Genomic DNA, 21886 nt, shown 5'->3' with positions numbered 1-21886 from the left:
GCCCTGTCCCGCCCGCTGTATGAATGCATCCTCACCGGCGTGCCACCGATCCACAGCGGCATCGTGCACAACAATGTCTCGCGCCTGTCCAACCAGCGCAGCATTTTCCATTACGCCACCGACGCCGGCCTCACCACGGCGGCGGCGGCTTACCACTGGGTCAGCGAGTTGTATAACCGCACGCCCTTCCTCGCCGCCCGTGATCGTCATACCGACGACAAGGCGCTGGCGATCCAGCACGGGCATTTCTACTGGAATGACCACTACCCGGATTCCCACCTGTTTGCCGACGCCGAAAGCCTGCGCCGCACACACGCGCCGAACTTCCTCGTGGTGCACCCGATGAACATCGACGACGCCGGCCACAAGTACGGCCTCGACACTGCGCAATACCGCAACAGCGCGCGCTCGGCCGATATCATCCTCGCCGACTACCTGCAAGCCTGGCTCGACGCCGGCTACCAGGTGCTGGTCACCGCCGACCATGGCATGAACAACGACCGTTCCCACAATGGCCTGTTGCCGGAGGAACGCGAAGTACCGCTGTTTGTCCTCGGCGACGCGTTCAGCCTCGACGCCAACGCCGCGCCGAAACAGACCGAACTCTGCGGCACTGTCTGCGAACTGCTGGGCGTGCCCCACGACAAACCTGTGTGCCGGGAGCTGTTGAAATGACCCGTGGCAAATGGCTGGCGCTGTTGTGCCTGGTGCCCTTCGCATTGTTCTTTATCGTGTTCGAAATTGCCCCGCTGGTGTGGGTGCTGATCAACAGCCTGCAAACCGAAGAGGCCGGCTGGGGCGTGGAAAATTTTGTGCGCATCTTCAGCTCGAAGTTCTACCTGCAAGCGATCCAGTACAGCCTGGAAATCAGTTTCTACTCCAGCGTCTTCGGCATCATCATCGCCACGCTCGGCAGTTACTCGCTGCGCCGGGTGGACTCGCCGCTGCGCAACTTCGTCACCGCCTTCGCCAACATGACCAGCAACTTTGCCGGCGTGCCCCTGGCTTTCGCGTTCATCATCCTGCTGGGTTTCAACGGCAGCATCACCATCATGCTCAAGCAAGCGGGGATCATTCAGGACTTCAACCTGTACTCCAAGACCGGCTTGATCATCCTCTATACCTACTTCCAGATTCCGCTGGGCGTGCTGTTGCTCTACCCGGCCTTTGACGCGCTGCGTGAAGACTGGCGCGAGTCGGCCGCGCTGCTCGGCGCGAACGGCTGGCAGTTCTGGCGGCATATCGGCTTGCCGGTGCTCACGCCGGCCTTGCTCGGCACCTTTGTGATCCTGCTGGCCAATGCCCTCGGTGCCTACGCCACGGTGTACGCGTTGACCACCGGCAACTTCAACGTGCTGCCGATCCGCATCGCGGGCCTGGTGTCCGGCGATGTGTCCCTCGACCCGAACATGGCCAGCGCCCTGGCCGTGGTGCTGGTGGCGCTGATGACCGTGGTCACCGTGGTCCATCAACTGCTGCTCAAGAGGAGCTACCATGTCTCGCGCTGAAGCCGGCCCGGCCGCCCTCTACCATCGGGTGGTGGTGTGGCTGTTGTTTGCAATCCTCGTGCTGCCGCTGGTAGGCACCTTCGTTTACTCCATCGCCAGCAGTTGGTCGGCGACCATCCTGCCCGCCGGCTTTACGGTGAAATGGTACGTGCAACTGTGGAGCGACCCGCGCTTCCTGATGGCCTTCGGGCAGTCGTTGCTGGTGTGCGTGGGTGCGCTGATCCTGTCGGTGGTGCTGATCCTGCCGTTGCTGTTTGTGGTGCACTACCACTTCCCCAAGCTCGACGCGCTGATGAACATCCTGATCCTGCTGCCCTTCGCGGTGCCGCCGGTGGTGTCGTCGGTGGGCCTGTTGCAACTGTACGGTTCCGGGCCGTTGGCGATGGTGGGCACGCCGTGGATCCTGATCGGTTGCTACTTCACCGTGGCGTTGCCGTTCATGTACCGGGCAATCACCAACAACCTGCAAGCCATCAACCTGCGCGACCTGATGGACGCCTCCCAACTGCTCGGCGCCAGCACCTGGCAGGCGGCGATCTTCGTCGTGCTGCCAAACCTGCGCAAAGGCCTGATGGTGGCGCTGCTGCTGTCGTTCTCGTTCCTGTTCGGTGAGTTCGTGTTTGCCAACATTCTGGTGGGCACCCGCTACGAGACCCTGCAGGTGTACCTCAACAACATGCGCAACAGCAGCGGCCACTTCACCAGCGCCGTCGTGATTTCCTACTTCTTCTTTGTGCTGGTGCTGACCTGGGCCGCCAATATCTTGAACAAGGACAAAAGCCAATGAGCTTCGTCAGCGTCCAACACCTGCAAAAAGGCTACGCCGGCACGCCGGTGTTCAGTGATATCAACTGCGAGATCGCCAAGGGCGAGTTCGTCACCCTCCTCGGCCCATCCGGTTGCGGCAAGTCCACGCTGCTGCGTTGCATCGCCGGGCTGACCTCGGTGGACAGTGGGAAAATCCTGCTGGATGGCCAGGACATCGTCCCACTGAGCCCGCAGAAACGTCACATCGGCATGGTGTTCCAGAGCTATGCACTGTTTCCCAACATGACCGTGGAACAAAACGTCGCCTTTGGCCTGCGCATGCAAAAGGTCAACGCCGACGACAGCCACCAGCGCGTGCAGGAAGTGCTGCAACTGGTGGAACTCAAGGACCTCGCCGGCCGCTACCCGCACCAGATGTCCGGCGGCCAATGCCAGCGCGTGGCCCTCGCCCGCTCCCTGGTGACGCGCCCGCGCCTGCTGTTGCTGGATGAGCCGCTGTCGGCGCTGGATGCGCGGATTCGCAAGCACCTGCGTGAACAGATCCGCCAGATCCAGCGCGAGCTGGGGCTGACCACGATCTTCGTGACCCATGACCAGGAAGAAGCCCTGACCATGTCCGACCGCATCTTCCTGATGAACCAGGGCAAGATCGTGCAGAGCGGCGACGCCGAGACGCTGTACACCGCGCCGGTGGATGTGTTCGCGGCCGGTTTTATCGGCAACTACAACCTGCTGGACGCCGACAAGGCCAGCCTGCTGCTGCAACGCCCGATCAACAGCCGTATCGCCATTCGCCCGGAAGCCATCGAACTGAGCCGCAACGGCGAACTGGACGCGCTGGTGCGCAGCCACAGCCTGTTGGGCAACGTGATCCGCTACCGCATCGAAGCGCGTGGTGTGGAACTGGTGGTGGACGTGCTCAATCGCTCGGCCGACGACCTGCACCCGGATGGGCAACGCCTGGCACTTTCCATCGACCCAAGCGCCCTGTGTGAAGTAGCCTGACGCAACGTTTTATTTCAGAGAGCATGACGGATGGCATTGGTAATTTTCGATCTGGACGACACCCTTATCCACGGCGACTGCGCCACCCTGTGGAGCGAGCAGATGGGCCGCCTGGGCTGGGTGGACCCGGAGTCGTTCATGCGCAAGAATCATGAGCTGATGGCCGCCTACAGCCGGGGCGAACTCAAGATGGAAGACTTCATGGACTTCAGCCTGGAGCCGATGATCGGCCGCACCCCGGCGGAAATCGAACACCTGGTGGAGCCGTGGGTCGAGGACGTGATCGAGCCGCTGATCTACAGCGACGCCACCAAGACCATCGCCCGCCATCGAGCCAATGGCGACCGGATCCTCGTGATCTCGGCGTCCGGCGTCCACCTGGTCAAGCCGATTGCGGCGCGGATCGGCATTGATGAAGTGTTGGGGATCGAGCTGGACGTCAGCCATGGCGTGTACAGCGGGCGTACCGTGGGGGTGCTGACTTACCGTGAGGGCAAGATCACGCGCTTGCTGGAATGGTTGGAGCAGGAAGATGAGACGTTGGAGGGGGCGTATTTCTATTCGGATTCGCGTAATGACTTGCCGTTGTTGTTGAAGGTGGATCATCCGCAGGTGGTGAACCCCGACCCCGTATTGCGTGCCCATGCCGAGCAAGCCGGCTGGCCAATCCACCACTGGATCTGATCACCCTCCCCCTTGAATTGAAAACCCAATCAACTGTGGGAGCTGGCTTGCCTGCGATAGCGGTGTGTCAGATGAAGAATTCTTCACTGATGGACCGCTATCGCAGGCAAGCCAGCTCCCACATTGACTGCATTTCAAGTTGAAATCAGGTCAGGCTTTCATCGACCACCAACACAAGCTTCCCGGAAATCTGGTTGGTCGCCAGCTCGGCAAACGCCGCCTCGGCATCCTTGATCGGGAACGTCTTGGCCAATTGCGGGCTCAGGCGTCCTTCAACAAACAACGGCCACACATGCTGGCTCAAGTCACTGAGCAGATCCGCCTTGAACTGATCACTGCGGCTGCGCAAGGTCGAGCCCAGCAACTGCACGCGCTTGCCCAGCACTTGCGCCAGGTCCAGCTTGGCCTCGCGCCCACCCATCAAACCGATCAACACCCAACGACCGTCCAGGGCCAGCAGCTTGAGGTCCAGCGCCGCATAGTCGCCACCCACCGGGTCGAGGATCACATCGAACGGGCCGAAATCCCGCAACCCTTCTATTCCATCGGTTCGCACCACCCCGCCCTGGGCACCCAGTGCCTCGCAGTAGGCCAGGCGCTCGGCCGAGCCGACGCTGACCCAGCACGGGCTGCCAAACGCCTTGCACAGCTGGATCGCCGCCGAGCCCACGCCACTGGCGCCGGCATGCAGCAAGACTTTCTCACCGGGCTTGAGGGCCGCCAGCTGGAACAGGTTCAGCCACGCCGTGCTGTACACCTCAGGCAATGCGGCCGCTTCGAGCAGCGACAAGCCTTCCGGCACCGGCAGCACATGGCGCGCGTCCACCACCACCTCTTCGGCCATCCCGCCGCCGGCCAGCAACGCGCAGACGCGGTCGCCGACTTGCCAGGACGAGCCCGCGCCCACTTCGCAGATCACCCCGGAACACTCCAGGCCCAACACGGCGCTGGCACCCGGTGGCGGCGGATAGAGCCCCGCACGCTGTAATAAATCGGCGCGATTCAGGCCCGCTGCCGCCACACGAATGCGAACTTGGCCTACATCACAGGTAGGACTGGCTTCTTCCAACCACGCCACGTGACCGTCAACGCCTTGCAATGCTTTCACAGTGCCTCCATAGTGAGTCTGGACTGAGCCCGTAGCTGTATCGCCGGGCTTTTTGCATTATGCGACCGGACCATATGGAACCGGCTCCCTCAAAGACGGCCTAATATGCGTTATCAATTGCCCCCGCGTCGAATCAGCATGAAGCATTTGTTCCCCAGCACCGCACTCGCTCTTTTCATTGGTCTCGGCTTCGCGTCGATGTCGACCAATACGTTCGCAGCCAACAGCTGGGACAACCTTCAGCCGGATCGCGATGAGGTGATTGCCAGCCTTAACGTTGTCGAGTTGCTCAAGCGCCATCACTACAGCAAGCCGCCGCTCGACGACGCTCGCTCGGTGATCATCTACGACAGCTACCTCAAGCTGCTGGACCCGTCGCGCAGCTACTTCCTTGCCAGCGATATCGCTGAGTTCGACAAGTGGAAGACGCAGTTCGACGACTTCCTCAAGAGCGGCGACCTGCAGCCCGGCTTCACCATCTACAAGCGTTACCTGGACCGCGTCAAAGCGCGTCTGGATTTCGCCTTGGCCGAGCTGAACAAAGGCGTCGACAAGCTCGACTTCACCGAGAAGGAAACCCTTCTGGTGGACCGCAAGGACGCCCCGTGGCTGACCAGCACCGCCGCCCTCGACGACCTGTGGCGCAAACGCGTCAAGGACGAGGTGCTGCGCCTGAAGATCGCCGGCAAAGAACCCAAGGCGATCCAGGAACTGCTGACCAAGCGCTACAAGAATCAACTGGCACGCCTGGACCAGACCCGTGCCGAAGATATCTTCCAGGCTTACATCAACACCTTTGCGATGTCCTACGATCCGCACACCAATTATCTGTCGCCAGATAACGCGGAAAATTTCGATATCAATATGAGTCTGTCCCTGGAAGGCATCGGTGCCGTCCTGCAAAGCGACAACGACCAAGTGAAGATCGTGCGTCTGGTGCCGGCAGGCCCGGCGGACAAGACCAAGCAAGTGGCTCCGGCTGACAAGATCATCGGTGTGGCCCAGGCCGACAAAGAGATGGTCGATGTGGTCGGCTGGCGCCTGGACGAAGTGGTCAAGCTGATCCGTGGGCCGAAAGGCAGCGTGGTGCGCCTGGAAGTGATTCCGCACACCAATGCGCCCAACGACCAGACCAGCAAGATCGTGTCCATCACCCGTGAAGCGGTGAAGCTCGAAGACCAGGCTGTGCAGAAAAAAGTCCTCAACCTCAAGCAGGATGGCAAGGACTACAAGCTGGGCGTGATTGAGATCCCGGCCTTCTACCTGGACTTCAAGGCCTTCCGCGCTGGCGACCCGGACTACAAGTCCACCACCCGCGACGTGAAGAAAATCCTCACAGAGCTGCAGAAGGAAAAAGTCGACGGCGTGGTCATCGACCTGCGCAACAACGGCGGCGGTTCCCTGCAGGAAGCCACTGAGCTGACCAGTCTGTTTATCGACAAGGGCCCGACCGTGTTGGTACGCAACGCTGACGGCCGTGTCGACGTGCTGGAAGACGAAAACCCGGGTGCCTTCTACAAAGGCCCGATGGCGTTGCTGGTCAACCGCCTCTCGGCGTCGGCTTCGGAGATTTTCGCCGGTGCCATGCAGGATTATCACCGCGCGCTGATCATCGGCGGCCAGACCTTCGGCAAAGGCACCGTGCAGACCATCCAGCCGCTGAACCATGGCGAACTGAAGCTGACGCTGGCCAAGTTCTACCGGGTTTCCGGGCAGAGCACCCAGCACCAGGGCGTACTGCCGGACATCGATTTCCCGTCGATCATCGACACCAAGGAAATCGGAGAAAGCGCCCTGCCGGAAGCCATGCCGTGGGACACCATTCGCCCGGCGATCAAGCCGGCGTCGGACCCGTTCAAGCCATTCCTGGCGCAGTTGAAGGCTGACCACGAAACGCGCTCCGCCAAGGATGCCGAGTTCGTGTTTATCCGCGACAAGCTGGCCCTGGCCAAGAAGCTGATGGAAGAAAAATCCGTCAGCCTCAACGAAGTGGATCGTCGCAAGCAGCATGCCGACATCGAAAATCAACAGCTGGTGCTGGAAAACGCTCGCCGCAAGGCCAAGGGCGAAGACCCGCTCAAAGAGCTGAAGAAAGAAGATGAAGACGCGCTGCCAACCGAGGCGGACAAAACCAAGCCGGAAGACGACGCCTACATGGCTGAGACTGGCCGGATCCTGCTGGACTACCTGAAGATCAGCAAACAGGTGGCCAAGCAGTAAATGATGGCAATTTAATGTGACCGTTCCGCGAGCTGTCATCATATAGACATCATTCTGTCGTGAAATAAAGGACCGCTGGCTTACCGCCTGCGGTCCTTTTTTTTCGATCGAGATCGCCATGACCATGACCGAACAGCTGAATGCATTGGGCTCAATCCTGGCTCAAGGCAGTTTGCACAGCCTGTTCCAACCGATCATCTGCCTGTCCGAACGGCGCATCCTCGGCTATGAAGCCCTGAGCCGCGGCCCGTCCAACAGCCCGCTGCACTCCCCCGTCGCGCTGTTCTCGGTAGCCAGCCAGGCGGGGCGCCTCAGCGAATTGGAAATGGCCTGCCGCGAAAGCGCGTGCCGGCGCTTCAGCGAACAGAAGCTGCCGGGCATGCTGTTCCTCAATGTCTCGCCAGAATCCTTGATGGAGACCGCGCACCAGCCGGGGCGCACCCTGCAACTGCTGCGCGACTATGGCATTGCGCCAAGCCAGGTGGTGATCGAACTCACCGAGCAGACCCCCACCGACGATTTCGACCTGTTGCAAACCGCGCTGCATCACTACCGCAACATGGGTTTTTCGATTGCCCTGGATGACCTCGGCGCCGGTTATTCCAGCCTGCGCTTGTGGTCGGAGCTGCGCCCGGATTACGTAAAGATTGACCGGCACTTTATCGACGGCATTCATCAGGATGCACTCAAGCGCGAGTTTGTCGGCTCGATCCTGCAAATCGCCAAGGCGTCGCGCGCCCAGGTGATCGCCGAAGGCATCGAGTTGCCGGAAGAGCTGGCGGTGTTGACCGAGATGGGTGTGGACCTGGTGCAAGGCTATCTGCTCTGTCGCCCCCAGGAACATCCGCCGCAGGAAGCGCGCCTGATGCTACCCAAGCCCGACAGCGCCAACGTGGCCCTGAGCGACGAAGGCAGCGACCTCAGCGCCCTGCTCAACGAACAACCGGCGGTGGACCAGGACACCGCCACCGCCCAGGTCCTGGAAGCGTTCCGCCGCCAAGCCAACCTCAACTCCCTGGCGGTGCTGGACGGGCGCGGCCACCCGGTGGGCATCGTGCACCGGCATTCGCTGTCGGACGCGCTGCTCAAGCCGTTCGCCACCGACCTGTTTGCGCGCAAGCCCATCAGCCGCTTGATGAGCACCGATTTTCTCGCAGTGGAGTTGAGCCAGTCGCTGCAACAGGTCAGCCGCCTGCTGACCAGCCGCGCGCGGCAACGTATCGAAGAAGACTTCATCATCACCCTCAATGGCGATTACCTGGGCCTTGGCCGGGTGATCGACGTACTCAAGCTGATCACCGAGCTGAAAATCCAGCAGGCGCGCTACGCCAACCCGCTGACCTTGCTACCCGGCAACGTGCCGATCCAGCAATGCCTGACGCGGTTGCTGCAACAGCAGCGCGAATCGGTGATCTGCTACGTGGATATCGACAGCTTCAAGCCGTTCAACGATATCTACGGCTACGGGCGTGGGGATGAGGTGTTGTTGTGCCTGGCACAGTGCCTGAACGATCGGGTCGATCCCAGCCGCGACTTTGTCGGGCATATCGGCGGCGATGATTTTTTGCTGGTGCTGGGGCCGCAGGATTGGCGCAAGCGCCTCAATCAACTGCTGGATGACTTCCACACCCAATGTCGGCGTTTCTACCGCGCCGAGCACCTTGACGCCGGCTGCTTCGTGGCACTGAACCGCCAGGGCGTGCGCCAGGAGTTTGCCTTGTTGTCGCTGTCCATCGGCGTGGTGCATTTGTATCCACAGGCCTGTGGACAACTCGATGCCAGCCAGTTGGCAGAGTTGGCGTCGCAAGCCAAGCACCATGCCAAGGACGTGGCCGGCTACAGCATCCACGTGATCGACAGCATGGACGCAGTGCCGCAGGTCTAGGCCTCGGCCGACTCCGGGTACTCGTACTCGAACACCCGCACCACTTCCGACGCGTGCCAGGACGCGGCGGCCACGCCGTCGGACGGCCCGCTGAAGCGCCCCAGGCGCTCCACGCATTCAAAAAAGCCGGTGCGCGGCAGGCGGCTGGCGCCCTGGCTGATCACCAGCGAACTGCGCAACGGCTGCTCGGCCTTGGCGTCCAGCGCCGCCAGGTGTTCCAGCGCGGCGGCCAGGGTTTGCATGGCCGGCGTGGGGAACTGCAAGCGCTCCAGCAACGCGCGGTACGTCAGCAGATGGCGCTGGCGGCGCGCCTGGTCCAGTTCGTTGAGTAACCCATCCCAGTGTTGACGGCTGATACGTAGGCTCAAGATTCATCCCTCCAACCTGCAACGCCCAATTCCCAGGCCAGGCTGCGGCTGATCGCGGCATCCGGCTGGCGTTCACCACTTTCGATCAATCCAAGGTACGACGGGCTGATGCCCACGGTGCGGGCCAGCGTCTCAATCGCCAGGCCCTTGGCTTCGCGCAAGCCGCGCAGGTCTGCGAGCGGGCGCAAGTCCTGGGCCGGTGCGGCTTGGGCAGGAGAAACAGGAGGAGGTGCTGCAGGTTGTTGCTGACCGGCAGCTTTTAGCAGCGCCTGGTACTGGTCCCATGGCAACACCGCGTACTCGGGTGCGCCATCGCGTGAAATTATCTGAATATCCATGACTGCCCCGTAGGATAACAACACTTACTAAGTAAGCTCTTTCCTTAGGAGTGTAATCCTAACAGTCACAAAGGTCGTAGGGGATATAACCATCATTGGTTTTTTTGCGGGTTTTCCCGGGCCAGCAGCGCAGGCGTCGCAGGCAGCCGCTCAACCACCGCGAGCTTTTCCGGGCGCTGTGCCTCACGCCAGGCGCGAAAAGCGCTCAGTTCGCCGTCCAGGGTCTTCATGACCCATGCCAGCACGGCAATGTCGTCGAGCATGCCAAACATCGGGATAAAGTCCGGGATCGCATCGATCGGGCTGAGGAAATACATCAGGCCCGCCACTACTGAGATTAGGGCCTTGGGGCTGATGGCCCGGTATTCGCCGCGCCAGTAGGCCAGGCACAAGGCCTGGAGCAACTTGAGATCATCCTTGAGCTTGCCCAGGCGGTTGCCCTGGCTTGAGCCCTTGGCGGCGACCGCGAAGAGCAGCGTAGGCAAACGCCCACGGCCCAGCAGACGTGCCGCCATGGGCAGGAAGCGGGTGAAATTGAAGGGTGGTTTCATAGGTCACTCCAGTTCCAGGCGAACAGAAATGTTATCCACACAAATTGTGGATAACCTTGTGAACAGAGCCTGTTTTGCAGGCTGAAAGCCCCGTATTACAAGGCTTTCAGTCAGATCGGGCATTTTTTGCGCACATAAAAAAAACCCAATATTTCATTGACTTGATGTTGCTGTGCGACTACCCACACCGGGACGTTATATCAGACTGTTGCCCGCTGCAGACGTTCGCTCGGATCTGCCGGTGGCTTTGATGTGGGAGCGGGCTTGCTCGCGAATGCGGTCTGTCAGTCACAGATATATTGTCTGACCCACCGCTTTCGCGAGCAAGCCCGCTCCCACAGGGATAAATATGCACCTCGCAGAAACAACAACGCCCCGTCGAGACGGGGCGTTGTGTGTTCAGGCGCCGATTACTTCTTGGCGGCTGGTGCAGCAGGTGCCTCAGGGGCTTCAGCCTTGGCTGGGTCCTTGATGGCCAGCAGTTCCAGGTCGAATACCAGCACCGAGTTGGCTGGAATCGCCGGGCTCGGGCTCTGCTCGCCGTAGGCCAGGTCGGAAGGAATGTACAGCTCGACCTTCTCGCCCACGTGCATCAGTTGCAGGCCTTCGACCCAACCCGGGATCACACCGCTGACCGGCAGGTCGATCGGGCTACCGCGATCCACGGAGCTGTCAAAGGTGGTGCCGTTGGTGAGCTTGCCGGTGTAGTGAACAGTCACCACGTCAGTCGGCTTAGGCTGTGCGCCGTCGGCTTTCTTGGTGATCTTGTACTGCAGACCGGAAGCGGTGGTAACGACGCCGTCTTTCTTGGCGTTGTCTTCGAGGAACTTCTTGCCGGCGGTTGCCGACTCTTGGCTCATCTTGGTCATGCGTTCTTCAGCACGCTTTTGCAGTGCGGCAAACGCTTCAACCAGTTCGTCGTCTTTGAGCTTCTGCTCTTTCTTGCCGACGGCGTCTTCGATGCCTTGGGCTACTGCTTTGGAGTCCAGGTCATCCATGCCTTCTTGGGCAAGGCTCTTGCCCATGTTCAGGCCGATGCCGTAGGAAGCTTTCTGCGCCGGGGTTTTCAGCTCTACGCTGGTCTGCGAATCACAACCCGCAAGTACCAGGCTAACCAGGGCCACCGCCGCCGCCAACCGATGCTGTTTCATGCTATTTCCTTGTTCATGCGCCTAAAGGGCATTCGAATAAAGTCGCGAGCTTATCAGGCGGCCACGACCAATGGCTACCGGCATGTGAGCCACAAACTTGCGATAAGTTCACGTGTTTAAAAGCATTTTCATTCATGATGAGGGCCCGCGAAGGATCGCGGGACCGCCTGTTCCGGGCTCATGGCCACTTGCCGCACCTGTGGCGTAGTGGCATAACAACGCGACAACTCGACAAGGATAGTTATCTTGCGCATTTTTTCCCGTGTTTTCCTGCTGATTCTCGCGGCACTGGGGCTGATCCTGGCCGTGGTGCTCTATTACATCGTCAACCCCAGGCTGCCGGACTACGTGGCCGTGCAGCAGGTGCACTATGGCAATCAATGGAGCGCTGCCGACCGCCAGACCTATTACTTCACGCCCCAGGGCACCCAGGTCAAAGGCCTGCACTACGACTGGTTCACCGCCCTCGAACTGCCGTTTTCCGAGCAGCGTTTCGCCACGCCCGAGTACCTGGCACGCTTCGGCTTCCTGGTGGACCCCAAGCAAGTCGCCACCGCGCAAAACCCCGGCAACCTGCCGGTGGGTTTCGCCCGTCACAAGAATGACGGCAACCGTGCCGAATACCTGGACATCACCTGCGCCGCCTGCCACACCGGCGAGCTGCATTTCAACGGCCAGGCCCTGCGCATCGACGGCGGTTCGGCCCAGCATGTGCTGCCGTCCAGCGTACCGACCCTGCGCGGTGGCAGCTTCGGCCAAGCCCTGGTCGCCAGCCTCACCGCCACCTATTACAACCCGTGGAAATTCGAGCGTTTCGCCCGCCAGGTCTTGGGCGATCGCTACGACGCCGAGCACAGCCAACTGCGCCAGGACTTCAAGCAGTCGCTGAACACCTTCCTCAAAGTCGCCTGGAACGACACCCACCGCGGCCTCTACCCCACCCAGGAAGGCCCCGGCCGGACCGACGCGTTCGGCCGCATCGCCAATGCCAGCTTCGGCGACGCGATCTCCCCAGAGAACTATCGCATCGCCAACGCACCAGTGGACTACCCACAGTTGTGGGATATCTGGACCTTCGACTGGGTGCAATGGAACGGTTCGGCCCAGCAACCCATGGCACGCAATATCGGCGAAGCCCTCGGCGTCGGTGCCACCCTGAGCTTTTTCGACAGCGCCGGCCAACCCCTGCAAGGCGACGCGCGCTATCCCTCCAGCGTGCGCGTGCGTGACCTCAACCTGATCGAAGAAACCCTGCAACGCCTCAAGCCACCGACCTGGCCCGAAGACCTGTTCGGCGCGGTGGACAAGCCCCTCGCCGCCCAAGGCCGCGCACTCTTCGCCGAAAACTGCGCCGGCTGCCATGTGCCCAGCGTCACCGAGGAAAACGGCCGCCCGGTGCAGCAACTGAAAATGCTCCCGGTGGACTACATCGGCACCGACCCCGGCACCGCCAACAACATCGCCGACCAGCGCTACGACCTCAGCGCCCTGCAATGGGACCCGGCCGAACTGGCCCAGCTGAATGTGCAACTGCACCCCACGCCGAGCGAACCCCTGGACCTGAAAAAAATGTCCGTGGCCAAGGGCCTGGCCTACGTCACCGCCTTCGTCGAAGAACACGCCTACCGCGCCGCCGGCGTCACTCCGGCCGAGCGTCCGCGCCTGGACGGCTACGGCCTGCCCATCGGCGTGCGCGAGTTGCGCGCCTACAAGGCACGGCCACTGGCCGGTGTGTGGGCCACGCCGCCGTTCCTGCACAACGGCTCGGTGCCGACGATCTACCAATTGCTGTCGCCCCAGGACGAACGCAGCACCACCTTCTATAAAGGCACCTTCGACTACGACCCGCGCCACCTGGGCTTTCAGACCGGCGCGTTCAAGAATGCCTTCCTGTTCGATACCAAAATCACCGGCAACCACAACAGCGGCCACGAATTCCGTGCCGGCCAGCGTGGCAATGGCGTCATCGGCCGTGGCTTGCTGCCACAGGAACGCTGGGCGCTGCTGGAATACCTCAAAGTGCTGGGCGGCCCGCTGGAGCAACAACTGCCATGATGATTCGATCCCCCTACGACCGCCCTTCCCTGCTCGCGCGCCTGTGGCTGCGCATCGGCGCCTTTCTCGGCAAGACGCTCCTGTGGCTGGTGGGCCTCGGCCTGCTCGGCTGGCTGGGTGCCAGCGCCTGGTACGCCTGGCAACACAGTGGCCCGGTGTCGCCGGATGAGCAGATTCCGGCAGGCGAAGCCGCCATGACCCAAGGCATCATCCAGACCGCGGTGCGCATCGTTGACCAGCACCGCGAAGGCACGCGCTATCTGCGCGATGCCCACGCCAAGGCCCATGGCTGCGTGAAGGCCGAAGTCAGCGTGCTGGCGGGCCTCGACCCGGCGCTGCGCCAAGGCGTGTTCGCCGAACCGGGCAAGACCTGGCAGGCGACGATGCGCTTGTCCAACGGCAACGCCTACCCGCAATTCGACAGCATCCGCGATGCGCGCGGCATGGCGCTCAAGCTGCTGGATGTGCCGGGCAAGCAACTGTTGGCCGACCAGCAAAGCCGCAGCGAACAAGACTTCGTGATGTTCAGCCACCCGAACTTTTTTGTCAGCGATGTGGCGGAATACGCGCAGAACATCGGCGCCCAGGCGGATGGTAAAAAGGTGCTGGCGTTCTTCCCCAAGGTCGACCCGCGCAGTTGGCAAGTGCGGCACCTGTTTATCGCCCTGGCCACCCTGGCGCCCGCACCGGCCAGCCCGACGCAGACCACGTATTTTTCCGTCTCGCCCTACAAGTTCGGCGCGGCGAATGCCAAGTTCCGCGTCGCACCCGATCCGCAAAGCTGCCCGCAATACGTCCTGCCGAAACAGAACCAGGACCTGCCGAACTTCCTGCGCAGCGCGTTGAATCAGCAACTGTCCACCGACCGCGTCGCGGCCTGTTTTGTGTTGCAGATCCAGCGGCAAAACCCACAGAAGTTCATGCCGATCGAAGACACCAGCATCGAATGGAAAGAGAGCGACGCGCCCTACGAGACCGTGGCGAAAATTCGCATTCCGGCGCAGGATTTCGACACCCCCGAGCAGAACCTGGCGTGCGACAACCAGTCCTTCAACCCGTGGTTCGGCGTTGCAGAACACCGTCCCATCGGCGGCATCAACCGGTTGCGCAAAGCGGTCTACGAGGCTGTCAGCGATTACCGCCACAGCCGCAACGCGCCTTAATTCGAGGGGAACAGGCGCTCGGCAATAAAGTCCACGAACACGCGGATTTTCGGCGACAGGTGACGGCTGGACGGCCACAACGCCCAAAACTGTCCCTGATCGCTGCACTGCTCATCCAACACGCTGTGCAGGCGCCCCTGGGCCAAGGCCTCGCGGGCGAGAAAGTCCGGGACAAAGGCAATGCCGTGCCCATCGACGGCGGCCATGAGCATGGCTTCCATATTGTTCAGGGTCATTGCGGTGGGCAGGCTTAGCCCGGTGAATGCGGGGTCGGCGGCCAGGGTCCAGTCCATGATTTTGCCGGTGGTGGCAAACCGGTAACGCAGGCAGGCGTGGTGTTCCAGATCCTTCACCACCAACGGCCGGCCATGGCGCTGGAAATACGCCGGCGACGCACATAGCAGAAACCTGAACGGCCCCAACCGGCGCGCCATCAATTTCGAATCCGCCAGGCCGCCGCTGCGGATCGCCACATCGATACCCTCCTCGATCACATCCACCAGCAGGTCGTTGAAATCCAGCTCCAGCTCAACCTCCGGGTAAGCGCTGCGGAACGCCGCCATGTGCGGCATCAGGAAGCGATAACCAATGGTGGGCAAACTCACCCGCAACTTGCCACGGGGTTGCTGGACCACATGGGAGAGCATGGCCTGCGCGTCCTGCAAGTCATCGAGGATTTTGCGACAGCGCTCGTAAAACAATTGCCCCTCCGCCGTCAGGCTGACTTTACGCGTGCTGCGCTGCAGCAGCCGTACATTCAGCGACGCTTCCAGCTTGGCGACGTTTTTACCGACTGCCGACGCCGAAATCCCCAGGCTCCGCGCCGCCGCGACAAAACTGAGGGCCTCTGCCGTTTTAACGAAGGAAATCACACCACCCAGGCTGTCCATTGATCCATTACGTCCTTTTTGTCCGCTATCAGTGGAAGGTAAGCCTGTTTATCTACGATTGCATCCTGAATAGATTAATCAGGACTTCAACTGGACGATAAAGGACGGATGCCATGCACCCCCATCGCTACACCATCCTCGCGGCGATTTGCCTGGCCGCACTGGTCTTGCCGATGAGTTTTACCGGCGGCGCCGTGGCCACGCCGTTCATTGGCCGGGCCTTTGACGCCACACCCACTGAACTGACGTGGATCACCAATGCGTTCATGCTCAGTTTCGGCAGCTTGCTGATGGCCGCAGGCACCCTCGCCGACCGCTATGGGCGCAAGCGTTTGTTCATTGGTGGCATGGGCTTGTTTGCCGGCGTCTCCCTGTTGCTGGCGGTAGCGCCCAGCGTATTCTGGCTGGACCTGCTGCGCGGCGCCCAAGGCATCGCCGCTGCTGCCGCGTTGGCCGGCGGGACGGCCGCGCTGGCGCAGGAGTTCGACGGCCATGCGCGCACGCGGGCGTTCAGCCTGCTGGGCACCACGTTTGGCGTCGGCCTGGCGTTCGGGCCGCTGCTGTCGGGGGTGCTGATCGAGTGGATGGGCTGGCGCGGGATCTTTCTGTTTACCGCGCTGCTGGCGCTGGTGTCCCTGGTGTTTGCCGTGCCGAACCTGCGCGAAAGCCGCAATCCGCACGCCCAGCATCTGGATATACCCGGTGTACTGGCGTTCTCGGCTTTGTTGATCGCCTTCACCAGCGCCGTGATCCTCGCCCCGGGGCGCGGCTGGAACGCGCCGTTGATCCAGGCATTGCTCGTTGTGTCGGTGGCGCTCGCCGGGGTGTTTGCCTGGGTGGAAACACGCGCCAAACAGCCGATGCTGGAGCTGCGGCTGTTGCGTTTTCCGCGCTTTGTCGGCGTGCAGATCCTGCCAATCGGCACCTGCTACTGCTTTATCGTGTTGGTGGTGCTGCTGCCGATCCGCTTTATCGGCGTCGAAGGCCTCAGTGCCTTCGACGCGGGGCTGCGCATGCTCGCCTTGTCAGCCCCCATGTTGCTGGTGCCGATGCTGGCGGCGTCTTTGACCCGCTGGGTGTCGGCCGGGCGCCTGTGCACCGTAGGGTTTTTGCTTGCCGCCGCTGGCCTTTATCAGTTGAGTACCCTCCCCGCCGACGCACACGGTCAACTGATTGCCGCCCTGCTGCTGATCGGCTTGGGCACGGCGGTGCCGTGGGGCTTGATGGATGGCCTGTCGATCAGCGTGGTACCCAAGGAACAAGCGGGCATGGCGGCGGGGATTTTCAACACCACCCGCGTGGCCGGCGAAGGCGTGGCGCTGGCGATTACCGTGGCGGTGTTGAGTGCGCTGGTGGCCCATCACTTGAGCCTCGACAGCAGCCTGGCGCCGGAAGCGCTGTCACGGGTGGCGCAACACCTGGTCATGGGTGATCTGCAACAGACGGGGCAAATTCCCACAGCGACACTGCGCGCAGCCTACACCGCCGGGTTCAATACCTTGTTGCAAGTGCTGGCGGTGTTCACCGCGCTGACGGCGGTGATCGTCTATCTCTTCCTCGGGCGCCAAGAGCCTGAACGGCGTAAAGACTGCGTAACAATCAACCCGGCGCCGTAAGGATTGCGTCGCCTCTATTGAGGCACTTTCACCGCACCTCTACGGTGAACACCTACTCCATCACGTAGGAATTCACCGTGGAAAGTTCAACCCTCGGCATGCTCGTACTGACCCTGATCGCCGTCTTCGGCACCGCCGCCTTTTGCTTCGAGCACCTGGCCACGCGCCAGCCGCGCAAGAAAAAAGCCAAGTAGCCGTCAGGCTTTGGTATCGGGCGTCGGTTCGCTGATCACCAGCTCCTCGGGGATCTCATCCACCCGTGGGTCGAGCACGGCCCCCATCGGATGTTCAGGCATGGCCACGTGATGCAACGGCGCGCCTTCGACGAGGTATTCGCCGGTGACTTTTTTCGGCTGCACCCGCCAGATCAATAGCAGCGCGCAGGCCGAGAACAGCATGTAGAACGCGCCGTGCCCGTAGCTGTTCATCAACGCGCCGCTGAGCATCGGCCCCAGGCTGGCACCGATGCCGTGGGTGGCCAGCATCATCGCGCTCAACGGCACACGTCGCGGTTGTTCGACGTTGTCATTGGCCAGCGCCACCGCCAACGGGTAGAGGGTGAACAGCAGCAAGCCGCTGAGAAAACCGAACACCAGCAGCAGTGCATAGGGCAGTTGCACCAGGCCCCACAGCGGAATCACCACCAAGCCCAAGGCCAGGGCGCACGCGCGAATCAAGCGCGAGCGATCAATGCGGTCCGACAGCCAGCCGATGGGCCACTGGCCGCACAGCCCGGCAAAAATCGACACCGCGACAAAGGTACTGGCCTCGGCGGTGCTCAAGCCGTTGCGCGTGGCGAACACCGGGGCCAGCGCATAGAACGCGCCGACCATCAGGCCGGTGACAAACACCGTGGTCAGCGCCTGGGGCACCCGTCGCCAGAAAAACCCCACTTCCAGCGGCGCCGCTACCAGCTTGGCCGGGTGCAGGCGCTTGGTCATGGTCACCGGCAACAGGCACGCGGCAAAGCAGATCGCGACGATGATCAGCGGCTTGAAATCCAGCTCCGGGCGCCAGATCAACACGCCCTGCCCCAGCATCAGGCCCAGCGACACCGCCACCATGTACCCGGCGAACACCGCGCCGCGCTGGTTGTTTTCCGCCTGCTCGTTGAGCCAGCTTTCGATGACCATGTACTGGTTCATCATCACCAGGCCCATCACAAAACGCAGCGCCAACCAGAATTCCAACTGCTCGAACAGCACATGCAGCAGCACGATGATGGTGGCGACGCCGGCGCACGCCACATACGAACGCACATGCCCGACCCCGGCAATCATGCGGTGGCCAAACTTGGCGCCACACACCATGCCGCCGTAATACGCCGCCGTCAGCGCACCGATCCAGACCTCGTTGATACCCTCGCTGCTCAGGCGCAGGCCGATAAAACTGAAAAACAGGCCGTTGCCGGTGAGCATCAGAATGGTCGCGCTGTACAGCGCGGGAAAGGTCAGGAAAGTCAGGTTCATGATGGCTCAGAGAGGGTTGTTCAGGCGGCTGGCATGGGCCAGCAACCATTGGCGAAAACTGCGCGCCGCCGAGGGCGGGTTGCGGTGATGGGGTTGCATCAGGTGCAGGCGACCACGGCTGTGCATGGTGTGGGGCAAGGCCATTTGCAGGCGCCCGGCGTCCAGTTCGCCGGCGAGCAGGCTCTTCCAGCCGAGGGCTACGCCGTGCCCCATCACCGCCGACTGCATCAACAGTTGATAGCTGTTGGTGCGCAACGCATGGCGCGGGGTGTGATAGTGGGCGTCGGCGTCGGCGAACCAGTCGGTCCAGGTCAGCCAGTCGTGGTAGTGGTCTTCGACGATCAGCAAGGTGTGGCCGTGCAGCAGGTGTTGCACGTCGTGAATCGGGCCGTGGCGCTCTATATAAGCCGGGCTGCACACGGTGATGACCTGTTCGTTGTCGAACACCGGCGACAGCTCCAGGCCGTGGGGCGCGGGCAGTTCGTCGAGGTGGTAGAACAGGCCCAGGTCATATTCGCTGACATCCAGGTGGCTGGGGCTTTCGCTGCACAGGATGCGGATGTCCAGGTCCGGGTGTTCGCGCTGGAAGTCCGGCAGCAAGCCGGCCAGCCAGATGGAACTGATGGTCGGCGTGCTGGCCAGGGTCAACTGGCGGTCGGCACCGCGCCGGCGCAACTCGGCGGATTCACGGTCGAGTTCGCGCAGTAGACGCTGGATCGTGCGGAAATAGCGCACCCCGGCCGGCGTGAGGCTAAGGCCCTGGGCCAAGCGATAAAACAAGGGGCGGGCGAGATCTTCCTCCAGGCGTTTGACCTGGCGGCTGACCGCGCTTTGGGTCAGGTTCAGTTCATGGGCAGCCTGGGTAAAGCTCAAATGACGGGCGGCCGCTTCGAAGGTCTGCAAGCAATTGAGCGGAGGAAGATCGACGTTTCGGCGCGACATGAAGGATTCCAATGGCAGAGACAGGCCCGGGTTGCCCCGGGCCCGCAGAGATCACGTTGGCAGGCATCCTGCCAGTTGCTCACTCACAGCGCGACCCTGGCCACGCGTTTGCTCCACTGGCGGCGATGTTCCAACTGGCCATTTTCCCAGGCAACCTGCTCGGCTTCGACGTAGAACCACTCGGCGTCGGCGCTCACGCTCAGGCGGCTTTCCACCTCAACCTTCCATTCATCGCGGCCAACCCGGTAGTGCCACTCGATATCGGCGCGGGTGGACAACGGGTCCCAGGGCAAGGTGCGGTATTGCTCGGTGCAACGCTGGTCGACCGCCAGGCCGTGGTCGGTAAAACGCACGGAGCCCAGGTCGTCTTCGATCTTCACGCAGACCTCGCCACTGCCCACGTCTTCGATCAAGGTGCGCTTCGGCGCAGCGGCGCGCAGCACTTCCATGGCGACCGGGGTGGCGGCTTGCGGCGCTTCGAACGGGCACGCCACCGCCTCACCGGTAAACACCGGCAGTTGCAGGCTTTGCAGGCCGGGCAACACGGTCAGGGTGGTCAGTTCGCGACTCGGCCACAGCAACGGGAAACTCGCGGTGCTCAGGGCCAGGCGCAAACGGTAGCCGGCCGGGATGCGCGTGCCGATGTGGTCGAGGTTTAATTGCACGTCCATTGCCTCACCGGGGACTACGGGTGAAACATGGGAAAAGTCCTCACGAAGCGTGAGATTGAGCACGCCGTAACTGATCTGCGTGACCTGCCCGTCCGGCGCGATGGCATTCAGGCGTGCGACCAGTTGCCCACAGGCGGTGTCACTGGCCAGGCGCAATGTGAGGCGCGCATCGCCAAGCAACGCGAGGGGTTCGCTCAGCGGCTGGGAGTCGAAACACAGCGAATTGGCATCATCACGGCGCTGATCCGTAGGGCCGTCGGGGCCAAACCAGATGGCACAGTATTCGCCCTGGTGCAGGCCGGTGGTCAACGGCGAACAGATACTGCGCGCGGCGGCCAAGGGTGCTGCGCCGGGGTTGAGACCGTCGGCACCAAGGCTGAAATCGGTCCATTGCACCTGCGGATCAGGCCACCCCGCCGTCTGCACCCAGATGCCTGGTCGCTCGGCGTAGCTGCCCTGTGGTGGCAGAACATCCTGTAAGTAAAAGGTGCAGGCTGCGTCATCCATCACCCCATTATCGATGCCTTTCAGCCAGTGATCCCACCAGCGCTTGGCCTCTTGCAAGAAGCCGATGGCCGGATTCGGCACGGCGAAGTGTGGGTATTTGTGAATCCATGGGCCGATCATGGCTTTCTTCGGCCCCGGCAGGTGTTCCATCAGCCGTGAGACCGTGTTGCGGTAGGCATCGCCCCAGCCGCCCACCGCATACACCGCCGCCTTGATCTGCGAATAGTCCTCGCACACCGAGCCGTGGCGCCAGTAATCATCGCGGGTCTGGTGGTGCAGCCAGGTTTCGGCGAGCAGCGGCATGGCGTCCAGGCGTTGCTGCCAGAGGGTTTTCCATTCATCGCCGACCAGCAGTGGATCGGGCACGGCGGCGCTGAAGTTGAGCATGGTCGCGGCCCAGCCGAAGTTCTCCATCAGCAGGTTACCGCCCTTGTAATGGATGTCGTCGGCGAAGCGGTCATCGGTGGAACACAGGGTGATGATCGCCTTCAGCGCCTCGGGCTGGCGCGCCGCGACTTGCAGGCCGTTGAAGCCGCCCCAGGAGATACCCATCATGCCGACGTTGCCGTCGCACCAAGGCTGCTGGCACAGCCAGTCGATGACTTCGAGGGCGTCGTCCTGTTCCTGCAACAGGTATTCGTCGGCCATCAACCCTTGGGATTCGCCGTTGCCGCGCATGTCCACACGCACGCACACATAGCCTTGCCCGGCCATCCATGGGTGGGTCAGCGCATCCCGCACAGCGGTGCCGTCGCGCTTGCGGTACGGCAGGTATTCAAGGATCGCCGGGAAGGTTTGCAGGCCGGCGACTTCCGGCAGCCAGATGCGCGCGGCCAGTTGGGTGCCGTCCTTCAGGGGGATCAGGCAGTGTTCGATTTCACGGACCGTGTAGGCAAATTCGGTAACGGTTTCCATCGGTAACTCCACACTTTTATTGCGAACAAACGGCTCCCCCGCGCTCTCTGGGGAGCGCGTGAGGAGACACAC

Annotated in this window: 19 protein-coding genes; 10 read left to right on the top strand and 9 right to left on the bottom strand. The window is 62.0% G+C overall.

The genetic code is table 11. The annotated features are described in order from the left end of the window. The 5 genes from J1G37_RS10590 to J1G37_RS10570 all read left to right on the top strand — a co-directional run. The coding region (locus tag J1G37_RS10590) for an alkaline phosphatase family protein (protein WP_207041567.1) at positions 1-675 on the top strand (675 nt) is incomplete at its 5' end. Continuing rightward, positions 672-1508 (top strand): ABC transporter permease subunit, encoded by an 837-nt coding sequence (locus J1G37_RS10585; protein WP_207041566.1) that lies wholly within the window; start codon positions 672-674, stop codon positions 1506-1508. The genes J1G37_RS10590 and J1G37_RS10585, both read left to right, overlap by 4 nt. Further along, the gene (locus J1G37_RS10580; RefSeq protein WP_017734815.1) at positions 1495-2295 is read left to right on the top strand and encodes an ABC transporter permease; all 801 of its coding nucleotides are present in this window, start codon (positions 1495-1497) and stop codon (positions 2293-2295) included. The genes J1G37_RS10585 and J1G37_RS10580 overlap by 14 nt, the downstream gene beginning before the upstream one ends. After that, a complete protein-coding gene (locus tag J1G37_RS10575; protein ID WP_207041565.1) occupies positions 2292-3281 on the top strand; it encodes an ABC transporter ATP-binding protein in 990 nt (329 codons plus the stop codon). The genes J1G37_RS10580 and J1G37_RS10575 overlap by 4 nt, the downstream gene beginning before the upstream one ends. 30 nt (positions 3282-3311) lie before the next feature. Beyond that, positions 3312-3965: an HAD family hydrolase gene (locus J1G37_RS10570; protein ID WP_207041564.1), complete on the top strand. Its 654-nt coding sequence runs from the start codon at positions 3312-3314 to the stop codon at positions 3963-3965. 145 nt (positions 3966-4110) lie between these two features. On the opposite strand, the gene J1G37_RS10565 is transcribed toward J1G37_RS10570, so the two are convergent. Beyond that, on the bottom strand, positions 4111-5073 hold the full coding sequence (locus J1G37_RS10565; RefSeq protein ID WP_207041563.1) for a zinc-binding dehydrogenase: 963 nt from the start codon (positions 5071-5073) through the stop codon (positions 4111-4113). 138 nt (positions 5074-5211) lie between these two features. Here J1G37_RS10565 and J1G37_RS10560 point away from each other — a divergent pair, with 138 nt between their 5' ends. Further along, positions 5212-7293, top strand: coding sequence for a carboxy terminal-processing peptidase (locus J1G37_RS10560; protein ID WP_177325310.1), 2082 nt, complete (start codon positions 5212-5214; stop codon positions 7291-7293). A 118-nt stretch (positions 7294-7411) separates the two neighbouring features. Continuing rightward, a complete protein-coding gene (locus J1G37_RS10555; protein ID WP_207041561.1) occupies positions 7412-9178 on the top strand; it encodes a bifunctional diguanylate cyclase/phosphodiesterase in 1767 nt (588 codons plus the stop codon). Here J1G37_RS10555 and J1G37_RS10550 read toward each other — a convergent pair. From J1G37_RS10550 to J1G37_RS10535, 4 genes are all read right to left on the bottom strand, one after another. Continuing rightward, a complete protein-coding gene (locus tag J1G37_RS10550; protein WP_005786715.1) occupies positions 9175-9546 on the bottom strand; it encodes a hypothetical protein in 372 nt (123 codons plus the stop codon). The genes J1G37_RS10555 and J1G37_RS10550 overlap by 4 nt on opposite strands. Continuing rightward, the gene (locus J1G37_RS10545) at positions 9543-9884 is read right to left on the bottom strand and encodes a helix-turn-helix transcriptional regulator (RefSeq protein WP_207041559.1); all 342 of its coding nucleotides are present in this window, start codon (positions 9882-9884) and stop codon (positions 9543-9545) included. The genes J1G37_RS10550 and J1G37_RS10545 overlap by 4 nt, the downstream gene beginning before the upstream one ends. A 92-nt stretch (positions 9885-9976) precedes the next feature. Further along, positions 9977-10435 carry a YkvA family protein gene (locus J1G37_RS10540; protein WP_017734808.1) on the bottom strand — a complete coding sequence of 153 codons (459 nt, stop codon included), beginning with the start codon at positions 10433-10435 and terminating at the stop codon, positions 9977-9979. Between the two features lie 410 nt (positions 10436-10845). Beyond that, positions 10846-11586, bottom strand: coding sequence for an FKBP-type peptidyl-prolyl cis-trans isomerase (locus J1G37_RS10535; RefSeq protein ID WP_207041557.1), 741 nt, complete (start codon positions 11584-11586; stop codon positions 10846-10848). Between the two features lie 246 nt (positions 11587-11832). On the opposite strand from J1G37_RS10535, the gene J1G37_RS10530 reads away from it, so the two are divergent. Next, positions 11833-13641, top strand: a complete 1809-nt coding sequence (locus J1G37_RS10530; RefSeq protein WP_207041555.1) for a di-heme-cytochrome C peroxidase — start codon at positions 11833-11835, stop codon at positions 13639-13641. Further along, entirely contained in the window at positions 13638-14804 is a 1167-nt protein-coding gene (locus J1G37_RS10525) for a catalase family protein (protein WP_207041553.1), read from the top strand. The genes J1G37_RS10530 and J1G37_RS10525 overlap by 4 nt, the downstream gene beginning before the upstream one ends. Here J1G37_RS10525 and J1G37_RS10520 read toward each other — a convergent pair. Beyond that, a complete protein-coding gene (locus tag J1G37_RS10520) occupies positions 14801-15694 on the bottom strand; it encodes a LysR family transcriptional regulator (RefSeq protein ID WP_124525264.1) in 894 nt (297 codons plus the stop codon). The two genes, J1G37_RS10525 and J1G37_RS10520, sit on opposite strands and share 4 nt — an antisense overlap. A gap of 113 nt (positions 15695-15807) precedes the next feature. Between J1G37_RS10520 and J1G37_RS10515 the strand changes: the two genes are divergently transcribed. Next, on the top strand, positions 15808-17310 hold the full coding sequence (locus tag J1G37_RS10515) for an MFS transporter (protein WP_207041551.1): 1503 nt from the start codon (positions 15808-15810) through the stop codon (positions 17308-17310). Positions 17311-17507: 197 nt separating this feature from the next. On the opposite strand, the gene J1G37_RS10510 is transcribed toward J1G37_RS10515, so the two are convergent. The 3 genes from J1G37_RS10510 to J1G37_RS10500 all read right to left on the bottom strand — a co-directional run bounded on the left by J1G37_RS10510 (position 17508) and on the right by J1G37_RS10500 (position 21814). Beyond that, positions 17508-18779, bottom strand: a complete 1272-nt coding sequence (locus J1G37_RS10510) for an MFS transporter (RefSeq protein WP_207041549.1) — start codon at positions 18777-18779, stop codon at positions 17508-17510. A 6-nt stretch (positions 18780-18785) separates the two neighbouring features. Next, entirely contained in the window at positions 18786-19721 is a 936-nt protein-coding gene (locus J1G37_RS10505) for a LysR substrate-binding domain-containing protein (protein WP_207041547.1), read from the bottom strand. An 83-nt stretch (positions 19722-19804) separates the two neighbouring features. Beyond that, positions 19805-21814: a CocE/NonD family hydrolase gene (locus J1G37_RS10500; RefSeq protein ID WP_207041545.1), complete on the bottom strand. Its 2010-nt coding sequence runs from the start codon at positions 21812-21814 to the stop codon at positions 19805-19807. Between the last annotated feature and the right edge of the window lie 72 nt (positions 21815-21886).

Origin of the sequence: Pseudomonas sp. Marseille-Q1929 (genome assembly GCF_017316265.1) — a bacterium.
Taxonomy (GTDB): domain Bacteria; phylum Pseudomonadota; class Gammaproteobacteria; order Pseudomonadales; family Pseudomonadaceae; genus Aquipseudomonas.
This window is presented reverse-complemented; position numbering and strand designations above follow the sequence as displayed.